General features: G+C 54.2%; 7 protein-coding genes. All 7 read right to left on the bottom strand.

The genetic code is table 11. The annotated features are described in order from the left end of the window. Positions 1-5: 5 nt before the first annotated feature. Positions 6-1,871 carry a 3D-(3,5/4)-trihydroxycyclohexane-1,2-dione acylhydrolase (decyclizing) gene (iolD, locus tag ACPV3A_RS15600; RefSeq protein ID WP_426200184.1) on the bottom strand — a complete coding sequence of 622 codons (1,866 nt, stop codon included), beginning with the start codon at positions 1,869-1,871 and terminating at the stop codon, positions 6-8. A gap of 135 nt (positions 1,872-2,006) precedes the next feature. Further along, positions 2,007-4,232, bottom strand: a complete 2,226-nt coding sequence (locus ACPV3A_RS15595) for a glycoside hydrolase family 88/105 protein (RefSeq protein WP_426200183.1) — start codon at positions 4,230-4,232, stop codon at positions 2,007-2,009. Further along, a complete protein-coding gene (locus ACPV3A_RS15590; RefSeq protein WP_426200182.1) occupies positions 4,229-5,998 on the bottom strand; it encodes a hypothetical protein in 1,770 nt (589 codons plus the stop codon). Before ACPV3A_RS15590 ends, ACPV3A_RS15595 begins: the two co-directional genes overlap by 4 nt. A gap of 27 nt (positions 5,999-6,025) precedes the next feature. Beyond that, positions 6,026-6,901, bottom strand: a complete 876-nt coding sequence (locus ACPV3A_RS15585) for a carbohydrate ABC transporter permease (RefSeq protein ID WP_113056639.1) — start codon at positions 6,899-6,901, stop codon at positions 6,026-6,028. Between the two features lie 26 nt (positions 6,902-6,927). Next, the gene (locus tag ACPV3A_RS15580; protein ID WP_220687382.1) at positions 6,928-7,830 is read right to left on the bottom strand and encodes an ABC transporter permease; all 903 of its coding nucleotides are present in this window, start codon (positions 7,828-7,830) and stop codon (positions 6,928-6,930) included. Between the two features lie 93 nt (positions 7,831-7,923). Beyond that, positions 7,924-9,552 (bottom strand): extracellular solute-binding protein, encoded by a 1,629-nt coding sequence (locus ACPV3A_RS15575; protein WP_220684863.1) that lies wholly within the window; start codon positions 9,550-9,552, stop codon positions 7,924-7,926. Positions 9,553-9,998: 446 nt separating this feature from the next. After that, a complete protein-coding gene (locus tag ACPV3A_RS15570; protein ID WP_426200181.1) occupies positions 9,999-12,251 on the bottom strand; it encodes a helix-turn-helix domain-containing protein in 2,253 nt (750 codons plus the stop codon). Positions 12,252-12,555: the final 304 nt, after the last annotated feature.

Here is a 12,555-nt window from a genome sequence, read left to right as displayed (position 1 = left end):
GTGGTTTAGTAGAGTCTTGCTTCCTTGCTTCGGGCAGCCATCTGGCGCTGCGCTTCGGTTACCTTGCCTGAGGCCGACACCTCCGGCACCTCTACGCGCCACCAGGATTCATAACCATCGGTGTTCGTCCCCGGAACGACCGGAATCTCGATCAGCGTCGTGACGGTTTCCTTCTGCGCCAGGAGAAGTGCTTCATGCAGTGCTTCCGGCGAGTTGGCCTTGTAGGCTTTAGCCCCAAGCGCACGAGCGTGTGCCGCGAAATCAATCGGGAGGTATTCACCTGTCAAGCGACCCGTCCCCACTTCGCGGCGTCGGAACTCATTGCCAAACCCATCGCTGCCGTTGCTCCGCTGCAGATTATGAATACATTGGAATCCGTGGTTGTCGAACAACAATATCGTAATCTTGCGGCCTTCCTGCAAGCTGGTGATCAGCTCCGAGTGCAGCATCAGGTAACTGCCGTCGCCGACCAGCGCATAGACTTCACGGTCCGGCTCCGCGAGAGCGGCTCCCAAGGCGCCGCTCACCTCATACCCCATGCAGGAGAAGCCATACTCCATGTGGTACGTCTTCGGTTCGGAAGGTCTCCATAACCGGTGCAAGTCTCCCGGAAGGCTGCCTGCGGCACAGACGATGATGGAAGATGGGGAGATGACCTCATTGATGACGCCAAGGGCTCTTGTCTGAGACAAGCCGTCCGGATGCTCGGCAGCGTACAAGCGGTCCACCTCGCAGTCCCACGCTGCTTTCAAATCGGCAAGCTCTCGATCTTCGTAACCCGCTTGATAGCCAACCCGAGACAGCTCCTGGTGCAGCGCTTTCAACCCTTCCTTCGCATCGGCAATCAGCGCTTCGCCGCCGAGCTTGGCGCCATCCGCACCGTTGACATTCAGGTTCAGGAACGATACATCCTCCCTTTGAAACGCCCATTTGGAGGACGTGGTAAAGTCCGAATATCGGGTGCCGATACCGATAATCAGATCGGCCTTAGCGGCAGCGCGATTTGCCGCCAACGAGCCCGTTACGCCCATGGCGCCCAGGTTCAGGGGGTGGTTCCAGGGAAGCGCACTTTTGCCGGCCTGCGTTTCTGCGACCGGGATGCCGAAAGATTCCGCAAATGCAGCCAGGTCGGTGGCTGCATCACTGTAGTGCACGCCTCCTCCGGCAATGATGAGCGGACGCTTGCTGGCTGCAATCCGTCCCGCCGCACGCTTCAGTCGCTCCGCCGACGGCGGGCGGCGGTCGATGACGTGTACCGTTTTCTCAAACAGCGAAGCCGGATAATCGTACGCCTCAGCCTGCACGTCCTGAGGCAGCGCCAGCGTAACCGCTCCCGTCTCCGCCGGATCAGTAAGCACACGGATCGCCTGGCGGGCGGCCGCGATAAGCTGCTCCGGCCGGGATATCCGGTCCCAATACCGGCTCACCGGCTTGAAAGCATCTGCGGCCGATACGGTATAATCCGACGGTGCCTCTATCTGCTGCAGCACTGGATCAGGCTGGCGGCAGGCGAAGTTATCACCAGGCAGCAGCAGCACCGGGATGCGATTCACCGTTGCCGTAGCTGCCGCGGTGACCATATTGAGCGCACCGGGTCCGATGGACGAGGTGCAGGCCCAGATCTGCCGCCGGTTCTTTTGCTTCGCGTATGCCGCAGCGGTATGCACCATGCCCTGCTCATTTTTGCCTTGAACATAAACCAGGTCACCCGCGCTTCGTTCCAAGGCCTCGCCAAGACCGGTTACATTGCCGTGTCCGAATATTCCCATTACCCCATGCACGAATTTCGTCTCCACTCCATCGACGGAAACGTACTGTGCATCCAAAAACTTCAGCAGCGCCTGTGCCATCGTTAATCGTGTCGTCGTCAACCGGTTCATCTCCTTTTCAACTTTTCATCTTCATTGCAGCCTAAGAAAGAAACATTATGTGAATTAAGCGCTTAACCTATTAGATCTATGCGCCTAACCAACTAAGGGTTAAGCGCTTTAAAGAAAGTGTATGCCTTACTTGCCGCCCAGCATGCCTTTCAATTTTATGATTTCCGCGCCCGCCAGCATCATGATGCCGGTCCCGTGATTGTCATTCACCACGGTGAGCAGGTCATGCTTGTAATAATCCCCGGTAAAGGAATAACGGGACCCGCTGCATACCCCGTGCACGCTGCCGCGGCGATCGATGGCTTTTCCGGTCAGCCCCTGCCATGCCCGAATGGCGGCATCGGCGAACGGTGCGGGATTCTCCAGCCAGCCGAACCGCACGCCTCTGGCAAAGGCATAGGCGAACATGGCTGTACAGGATGCTTCCTCATATGCTTCCGGATCGGTAATGACTTGTCTCCAGAGCCCTGACTCTCCCTGGTAGGAAGCGATCCCGGCACACAGCTCACGGTAGAATTCAAGCAGGGCCGGTCGATCCTTATGCTCCCCCGGCAGGCGTTCAAGCAGCTCGGACAAGGAGAACAGGCTCCAGCCATTTCCACGCCCCCAAGGAATTCGGGTCGCCTTCCCGTATTTGAAGTCAAACACGTGGCTCATCACGCCTTCCTCCGGCATAAACAGATACTCCCGATACCTCAAAAACTGATGGGCCGCGTCATCCAGATAAGAGGAATCGCCTGTAATTTCGGCGTACCGCGACAAGAAAGGCGTGCTCATGTACAGATCATCCGCCCACATCGTATCCGCAGAGTACTCCGAGATGCAGAGACGGTAGAAGGCGCCGTCTTCCCGACGTTCCAGGCGGTTCGTCATAAAGTCCGCAATAACGTCCGCCACATTCAAATAGTCCGGATTACCGCTTTCCGTGTATGCTTCCAGCATCGCAGAGCCGAAGGAACCACAGTTGTCCAGCATTTTGATCAGCACCAACTGATGGTTAATCGACGGAAATCCATACGTATCCCGATCCCAAACGGCGTATTCATACCATGAAGTACAGATGTCGATGTGCGCGTGAGCAAATTTCGCAATATCCGGCCGCTTCAGGATTCGCGACGTCTGAAGCAGGCCGTACATCGTCACCCCAAGCGGATAGTCCCAGCGCCCGAAATTGGTGGCAGAACCGGAGGTCCATTTGTTGCTCAGCATTGCGTTCTCATAGAACGGCCTGACCCGGCGGCCCGGCGCATCCAGGGACCAGCCGGTCAAACCGCCGCTATCCGCGCGCGGGAACAGCCGTCGTACCGAACACACCTCCTTCTGTATTTCCTCCTTCTCTGCAGCCAGCGGCCCGGCAAATAGCCACGGAGAAGGTGCGCCCTGGACTTGAACCGGAAGCACAAAGTCCAGCTCTTTCTCTGAACCATAGGCCTCAAGCTCAAATCCCCATCCGGATGGCCCGCTAGAGCATCGTACGAGAAGATCCCCTCGGCTGGCCGCAGCAGGAATCTCGCAGCCAAAATTGCCGCACCCTTGAGTATCCAACACGGGTTTCCCGTCGATCCATACTTCCGTCCGCCCCAGAGCGCGGCCTCTAAGCACAACACAGTCAACGCCTGCCGGCACATGCAATCGGCTCCAGGCATAACCCGATACCGGGAGCTTCGGCAAGCCAAACATACGCTCAAAATTCGGCTTCTCCGCTTCTTCCTCGCTCCAGCCTGTGACCGGGAGCCAGCTAACACCGGTCTCGCCTTCAGTTCCGTGGGCATTCGGAAAGATACCGCTTTCTCCGAACATGCCGGCGGTCAACGGCCCGGCATACGCCCAACCGGCAGCTTCCTTCCGATCAGCAAACGGGGATAACACCTGCAAAATTCTGACCTTGCCCTCCTGGGCGCCAAATCGGCAGCCGAAGCCAGCTTCGGTCCTGCACGCCTCAATCAGCAGCGTATTCCAGCCGGGTTTCAGAACAAGCGGAACAACGATTTTTGCATCCGGCTTCATCTCGTCCTCGGCTCCCGAGCGGTACATCAGCTGATCGTTCAGATAGAACCGTACAGGGCTGAACGGCATAATCCCGGCGTCAAGCGAACGCTCATCGTCGCTCCAGACCAAGCCAAGTGCATAGGCGGCGTCCCCCGGCCTCGCATCCCGGAACCGGTCGCCGAAGTTGAAATTATAGAACCCTTCCTCGGTCTGAAGAATACCTGTTTCAGCGAACGAGCGCAGCGAGAACGGAATTTCCGGGTTCGCTCCAATGTAGCGGTCGGATATGGTCTTCAGCACTCCGGCATCATCATCGCCCAACCAATACCGGATGCTCTCACGAGCTTCGATATAGCTTGTCATGAAGCTCCACTTCCTTCCGTTTGAGCTTGCTCTGCCGGAGAAAGCTTGATGTGAATCTCCTTCTCGAACGGAGTTACCACGTTCAGCAGCAGCGTTCGGCACCCAAGCGGATAAACCGCTTCCCGGACGCCCGCCGCTGTGTGCTGAAATTCGCCGCCGCTAATTTCCATCCACTCGCCGTCCATCTCGTAGCGAATGCTCCCTTCCATCCAGAACTGAGCATCCACGCCGGCGGGAGCAAGCTCTCCACCGCTAAGGGCTCCAGCTGCCGGAAATATGAGCGAGATCTGCGATACGACTTCCTCCGGCTCCGTCGAGGAAATGACCAGCTTCCAGCCATCAACGGTTTCCAGCACGTCCACCCCCACCTTATGCTGCTGCACATGCGTCTGGGGACGGCGGTGATGCGGCAGCAGATACCAAGGGCTGATGTCTGCCTTGGTGCTTGCGGGCAGATCGGCTTCCGGCACCGGCCCGTTGTAGCCCTTCTCCTGTTCGCCGGATAGCCGATACCCATCCTCCAACGTCGCCATCCGGCTCATCTTGACAAAGCCGGGGTCGAAGTAGGAGGCGAACTGCACACCCAGCAAACGAGCCGCTCCATGACGAATAGAAAAGAAGGAGGACATTTCCGTGCTGACGGTCACGCTGGTATGTCCTTCACGGATTCGGGCGACCGGAGCGCCAAAATCCGTATGCATCCGGCTGTAACGGATGACACCGTGATGACCGGCACCTGCAAACCCGGACAGGTAGCGCTCCCTTGGAAATTCTCCGTTCAGCACGACGCGATAATGCTCCGGCATCGGCGTTGTCTCCGCACCCTGGCGCTTTAGCCCCGGATCCAAGAGCAGCCGAACGGCTGCGTTGGTCGGTGCTCCGCCGGGATGCTTCAGCAGAGACAGCGACTGTTCCGCCATCCCCTGAAATACCGGATCACGGTCCAGCGAGGCCATCATCAGACACGGCAGAAAATATCCCGACATATCGAAGCTTTGACCAAAATCCTGCCGCCCGGAATATTCGGTAACGATCTCCCCATCCGGGTGAACCAGATAGGACATCATCTTCAAATTGGCACGGACCGGGATCAGAAGCTCCGGACGCTTCAGCAACCTGGCCGCATGAATCAGCATGACGTCGCTGACGACGTTGTAGATCCCGTTGCTGCGCTCGGTCCACTCCCCGTCCGCCGTGGCGTCCATGCCTTCGGCGAGCCACTCCTCCGCCCGCTTCAAGGCATCGTGCGAATCAAAGAGCTCATTCAAGAAGCCCAGCGCCGCGCAGATGACCCACCGATGATTCGGCGTATGGCAGCCTCCGGTAATCAGCGCGGGCAAGGTCCGTTCCAGAAACAGCAGCATATCCGCCGCTGCTCCCTTCAGCTCTTCCCAACCGTCGGCCAGAAGCAGCTGCGCTGCTTGCGCGTAACCAACCACGACGAACGCCGTATCCGGAGGAGAATGAAAATTCGTCCAGCCCGGCGAGATCGTACCGTCGCTATGCTGAGTCTCCAGCATATAGCGCGCAGCAAGCGCAATCCGACGGGCGAGCTCGTGATTGCGGTAATACTCGGATGCCGGATTGCAAAGCGCGGCGGCCCAGATCGCCATGGCGGTCGGTGTCCCGCTGTTATGATTGGGTGAGGGCAAACCGTTCTCCAAGGTACGAACCCCGCCATACCAGCGATGTGCCTGCTCCATAATCTGGCGGTCCGTCCCCTCCCGAACCCAGCCGTCATTGACTTCAAAAACTTTGTTATACATTTACGATCCTCCTGATATCCGTCGTCCTTAACCCTTCACGGCTCCCAGCATCACGCCGCTGACGAAGTAACGCTGCAGCCATGGATACACGATTAGAATCGGCACCGTGGCAAATACGACGCTGGCCGCTTTCAAGCTTTCCGTGGTTGCTCTGACACCCGCTGCAGGTCCCTCGTTACGGGTCAGATCCGTTATCATATTGTTCTGTACCAATTGATACAGCTTCAGCTGGAGCGGATACAGCTCTTCGCTTGTAATGTACAACAGCGTGTCCTGAAATCCGTTCCAGCGCCCGACCGCATAGAACAGGCTTAGCGTTGCTATGACCGGCAATGACAGCGGCAGAATAATCCGAAGCATCGTTCCGATCTGGCTGGTGCCGTCAATCTCGGCCGCTTCCTCAAGACTTTCCGGAATTCCGTTAAAGAAGGAGATCAGGATAATCAGATAGAACGGACTGATCAGTCCCGGAAGAACCAGGGCCCAAATCGTATCCAGCAAATTCAGGTCTTTCACGAGAATGTATTCCGGGATAATGCCCCCGCTGAAGAACATGGTCACAATGATGATAAACATGAAGATTTTGCGGCCTTTCAGCTTCTTTTTTGTCAGTGGATAAGCGGCAATCATCGTCATGATCATGCACAGCACCGTCGTCAGCAATGTGAGCATGACCGTAAAGCCGAGAGACCGGATCATGCTGGAATCCGAGAATACGGATTTATAAGCCTGAAGGCTGAACTCTACCGGAAACAAAGTCACGTCACCTGACGTTACTGCACGATTTGAGCTGAAGGAGATGGCGATAATATGGAAAAAGGGTGCCAGGCAAATAAGAACAAAAAGTGCAAGCAGGATGATGTTTACGGTATCAAAAACGCGGTTCGACACACGCTCGCTCATGAGTGATACTCCTTTCTGCAAAAACGTTAAATGATGGACTCGTCCGTCAGTTTTTTGGATGCATAGTTGGCTCCAAGGATAAAGACCAAGCCAACGACAGCCTGGAACAGGCCGACCACCGTCGCCAGCGTATACTGCCCGGATTCCAAACCGGTCCGGTACACATAGGTACTCAGCACGTCGGAGTAATCCATGACCGCTTTATTGCCGATGACAAACGGACGGTCAAAACCGATCGAGATCATATTCCCGAGGTTGATGATGAGGAGCGTTACAATCGTCGTCTTCAAGCCCGGCAGCGTGATATACCAGATTCGTTTGAACCTGCCTGCCCCGTCCACTTCCGCCGCTTCAAACAGCTCCTTGTTGATCCCGGTTAAGGCAGCCAGATAGAGGATGGTTCCCCAGCCTGCGCTCTGCCATACACCCGTCGCCAGGTAGGTGATGAGCCATGTATTTTTTTCGGTTAGAAAAGGCACCGAATCAAAGCCGAGCGCCATCAGCATATTGTTGATCATGCCGGATTGCGTGCCAAACACCTGGTATACAATGCCGCCTATAATAACCCATGAAATAAAATGGGGAATATACAATATCGTTTGGGATAAACGTTTGAACCATCGGATTCGGAGTTCATGCAGCATAATCGCCAGAATCAACGGGGCCGGAAATGACACCAAGAGATCCAACAGATTGAGCATCAGTGTGTTGCGCAGTGTTTTATAAAAGTCCTGTGTCTGGAAGACTTCTCGGAAGGCATCCAGTCCAATCCATTCGCTTCCGGTGATGCCCTGGAAGAAATTGAAATCCTTAAAAGCAATCTGAACGCCCCACATCGGGCCGTATTTGAAAATGATAAAGTAGACCAAAGGCAGAACAAGCAGTGCATATAATTGCCAGTACCGGCGCAGGTAAACGGTTCCTCTCATCTGAATCATCCTCTCCTTGCTCATGACGCCGGGAGCGAAGGGACGGCCTCTTGTATATAGCCGTCCTTTCCCTTGTCCCGCTGCGGAGTATCTTTATTTGGATTGCATCTCCTGATAAACCTTGGTCCGCTCATCAAGAATCGCCTGGCCGCCGCTGACCATGTAATCCTTCATCGTAGCTTCGAACACTTTCTCGAAGTCTTCCGGTTTGGCCATCGCCGTCTTTACGATCATCTCTTCGTATTTGGCTTGGAGGTTCGTGCCGTATTTCGCTTCGGCTTCGATCGGTCGGTCAAAGTTGACCGGCTTAAACGTATCCGTTGCCGCTATTTCGACGGCCTTGCGGTGCAGATCCTGGAACTTCTCCGGGAAGTTGGTCGTCAGCTTCTCCCGGTTCTGTGCCTCGTCGCCAACAAAGTTACCGTTAGCGATAATGGCAATGTCGCCGGAGTTGTAAAGACGATCAATCACATCTTGAGGAGCGTCGGTCTTCATGACGGGAATGCCGTCCACCATTTCATAGTTTTCTCCTTCCACGCCGTTTTGCAGAGCCAGCAGATTGGCAGGATCGGCCATCCAATTCAGGTATTTAATCGCTTCCACAGCATGGCTGCTTGTTTTCGGAATCATGATATACATGCCGTTTGGCGCATATTCGGGCTTCGCGCGCTTGCCTTCGGAGTTGGTGAATGGATCGATCGGTTCCAGTTTGGCATCCGGCTGGTTTTTCAGCAGCGTATCATAGGTGCCGTCCGCATAGTACAAGTTCGGATAATCCTCTGTCAGGAAACCAGTGAGGCCATTCGTTACATCCTGGGTCAACTGCTTCTTGTCTTCGTCCAAACTGAAGTCACGGCTGATCAGCCCCTCATTGTACAGCTTGTTGAAGAATTGAAGCGCATCCTTGAAGCCCGGAAGCAGGGTCGGGTAGTCATTCGCTCCGAGCTTTTGGAGCTGCGTGTACTTCTGTTCATCCGTGGTCGGCTGGATAAAGGACCAGATTAACGGATCGTATTGAGCCGGTTCGATTGTCATGCCGAAAGGAATGACCTTGCCGCCGGTTTCGCCCGGATCCTTTTCTTTGAAAGCTTTCAAGACCTCGTACAGCTCATCCGTGGTTTGTGGCACGTCCATCCCGAGCTTCTCTAACCAGTCGGTACGGATAAAGGAAGAATACTTACCCAGGAAAGCCCGCTTTCCAGGAACGGCAAACTGTTTGCCCATGTACTGGCCGTAACTCATCGCGTCCTCATCGAGGAATTCCTTCAGGTTCGGACCGTGCTCGTTGATCAGATCGGTCAGTTCCGTCAGTCCGCCCTGCTCCGCGTAGCGATTGAAGGTAGGGGTGTCGTACGTAAAAACAATATCCGGCACGTTGCCGCCGCTGGCCATCAGAACGTTCAGCTTCTTGATCTCCTCCGAACGGGGTACCGGTACAAATTCCATCTTAATGTTGTTAGGAGTTCCAAAGTTGTCCTGGATGTATCTCGTTAGGTAGCTGTCGGTTATGGTGTATGGCTTCGGTGTATTGCCGCGATCAAATATTTCGACCTTCAGCGTGACCTGCTTACCATCCTTAGAGCCGGAATCTCCGCTTCCACTTGAAGTATTGGTGCTGCCGCCCGAGTCTGATGAACACCCGGATAATACGACCGTTCCAGCCAATAGCATGACGAGCGAGAGCTTTGCGAGCTTGCCCCATTTTTTCTTGCTTGCCGCCATAGTTACATCCCCTTTTCTTATTTTGATATTGCCCTACCGTTCGCGCTGTTCTCTTAATTGAATATATCCTGCGGATACATCCCTGCGCTGCTTTGGGATCCATTCATGTAAGCGCTTAACACGTGGGGTGTCCTCAGTATGCCTCAGAGGCCCGGGTATGACAATAAACCAAATTCCAAACCCCAGAATGCGCATGGTTACACGGTTTCTCGGTTTAGCAATGACTATTTTCGCATCATAAACCGTTTTCATACGATCGCCTTAAACCTTGCTGCATCCACGGTTTGTTCCGTATGTTGAACGTCCCGCTAAATGAAGCCCCAGGCTTGAAATTTGCCGTGCATATGCAAAAATACGAAACGGGTGCTGCTCCCAATCGGAAACTTCTGCACCCGCTTCTTGATAAACTATAGTCATAAACTGCTTTCGCAATCCAAGCCGCTCGTTTATGATCCCGGCTCCATACCAGGAGACGGCTTCATCTTCAGCTTGCGGTAATCTCCCGGCGTCACACCGGCCGTCCGTTTGAACACCCGCCCGAACGTAATGGCGTTTGCATACCCGATTTTCTCCGCAATTTCCTGTATGGAGAACTCGGTCTCCGCCAGCAGCTCCTCCGCCCGCTTCATCCGCAGCTGAACCAGGAAATCAACGAACTTCATATCGTATTCCATTTTAAACAGATAGCTTGCGTATTTGCCTGAAATCTGAAAACGGTCGCTAAGATGCTTTAGGGACAAATCCGGATCTTCAAAATGCTCTTCGATATAGTGCTTCATCTCACTGATCATGGCTCGGTAGCTTTTGGTTTCACTGAGCGCAACGTAAGTACGGTAAGTTTCCGTTAGTTGATCGCTGATCCTGCTCTGGAGCTCCTCCAGGGTCGCTGCTCCCGCCAGCATATGGTCCTTGCTCTCCGAAAGCTGATCCCGCAGCTCGCCGGATAACACCCCAACCTCCCGGGACAGCAGCTGAAGCATGCTGTTGACCAGAGAACGGATGATATCGTCCTTCAGCCGCTCCTCCTTGAACGAAACGAACATATCCTGCAGACGGGTTCTCCAGCCATCGTTATTTAAGCGAAAGTCCTTGACCAGCTCCGAAATTTCCGTCAGATAAGGAAGCAGGTGGCTTAAATCCTCCTTGGACAGCTCATCGCCAATCAGGACGCCATGATCCCCCATTACCAGTCTATGGCCGAGCGCCTCCGAGGCGGAGCGGTACGAGGCCCCGATCTCATGAAGCCCGGTGACCGTACTGCCCAGCCCGAAGCTCATAGGCAGGCGAAGCTTTTCCTCAACCCAGCCGCGGCATTCCTCGGCAGCATGGATCAGGGCCGGACGAGTCTCGTCCTTTACCTCCGGCAGCGCGATCAGAATACCGACGCGGCTGCCGGAGATCCATTCGAGCCAGCTGTTGAAGCCGGCATTGCGTGAAAGCTCCTGGAACACGTTCATCAAGGCAAACTTCAACACATTCTGGTCCCGAGCGGTATGAACATCCTGAAAGCCGCTGTAGTCATTGATTTCACCGAGCATCATAACATAGCCAACCGGTTGTTCCGTCAGGGTCATCGGGGTCAGCTCGCTCATCCTCGATTGCAGCTCCTCCTCGTGCTTCTGCCCGCCGATCAGGTCCATAAACAGCTGACTGCGCTGAAGCTGGAGATTCTCGTCGTGCTTTTTGTCATAATCCATGGACCTGTTGATCAGGCTTTCAAGCGCGCTGTCGATCACGGATAATTCATCCTTAGCCGCCTGCGGCATGTTCAGCTGAATGGATTCTATGCGGTTCATCATGGCTTTGATCGGCTGATAATTCCGCCTGCTAATATAAACGATGTAAATAACGGCAAGCACCACGGTCACGAACCCGATGACGACCCAGATATAGGATACGACCGACACCCAAGCATAGAGCTGGCCCGCACGGAGGCCGCTTTCAAAAGTCCAACCCAGCTGTTCCGATTGCAGCATTGTCAGTACCTTGCCTTCTTTGGCCCGGTTATCCTCTCCCGTCTGGGATGCTTCGAAGATCAGCTCCCCGCTGGAATCCAGAATATTCAAAAAGGAAACGCTGTCATTTATCATCGGATTGATCATCTGCTCCAACCGATACATGCTGACGTTTATCACCAGCAGTCCCTGGCTTCCGAAGGGGAGCGGCAAATTTTTGTACATGGAGATGACCTGCTTCGGTTCGTTCTCCCCGAGACCCGTCATGGAGCGTACGGCCGACCAGCCCCGATAATCGTGCTCCTTCACGGCGTGCTCGATAAATGAACGGTCCGGAAACGACGAGAGGGAGCTCTGTCCGCTGGTAGTCAGCACGGACTGATCCGAATGACGGTACAAATAGACCGATTCAATCATGTCGCTGTCCGTTTGCAGCACGCGAAGTCGTTTCACCAGCGAATACATCAAATTTTGGTCGGATGACGGGGTACTGAACAGATAGCTCGAGTATAGGGAACTCGTCTCCACTTCGTTCAGCACGTTCATCTCAATTGCATGGATGGAGCGGTCGAGGTCTTCCATAATAAATCTCGTGGATATCCCGTTCGCCTTGGCCGCTTCTTCGCGTGAAGCCTCATTAAACATAATGAAAGAAAGAAATACGATAATGGTAATGGTGATAAAATACGATAATGAATAGGAAAGAAGCAGCTTGCGATACCAGTTTTGCTGCAAAGAGGTCATTCCTTTCTCTTCCAGGTTAAGCGTTTTACTTATGCTTGTCCTTTATTGTAGCACGGCTTTGTCCCCCACTGGAAGAGGGATGTCTTTAAAGGAAGGACTCCTGCAACGCAAAACCAAAAAGCCGCGAATCTGGTATTATCCCCTTTTAGTAGACAAGAGAAAAAAGACATCTGTTAAGATGGACTTAATCTTGCCTAACGAAGGGGATTTTTTCATGGCTAAAAAAGGACAAATTTTTCATGGCTAAAAAAGGACAAACTTACCAACGGTACTCCTTGGAATTAAAATTGGAGGCGGCCCGGCT

This window comes from Paenibacillus sp. Dod16 (assembly GCF_049893405.1).
In the GTDB taxonomy this organism is placed as follows: domain Bacteria; phylum Bacillota; class Bacilli; order Paenibacillales; family Paenibacillaceae; genus Paenibacillus_AQ.
This window is presented reverse-complemented; position numbering and strand designations above follow the sequence as displayed.

Coding starts and splice junctions, on each gene's coding strand:
- ACPV3A_RS15580 (WP_220687382.1), bottom strand. CDS start 7,830: ATGAGAGGAACCGTTTACCTGCGCCGGTACTGGCAATTATATGCACTG.
- ACPV3A_RS15585 (WP_113056639.1), bottom strand. CDS start 6,901: ATGAGCGAGCGTGTGTCGAACCGCGTTTTTGATACCGTAAACATCATC.
- ACPV3A_RS15595 (WP_426200183.1), bottom strand. CDS start 4,232: ATGACAAGCTATATCGAAGCTCGTGAGAGCATCCGGTATTGGTTGGGC.
- ACPV3A_RS15575 (WP_220684863.1), bottom strand. CDS start 9,552: ATGGCGGCAAGCAAGAAAAAATGGGGCAAGCTCGCAAAGCTCTCGCTC.
- ACPV3A_RS15590 (WP_426200182.1), bottom strand. CDS start 5,998: ATGTATAACAAAGTTTTTGAAGTCAATGACGGCTGGGTTCGGGAGGGG.
- ACPV3A_RS15570 (WP_426200181.1), bottom strand. CDS start 12,251: ATGACCTCTTTGCAGCAAAACTGGTATCGCAAGCTGCTTCTTTCCTAT.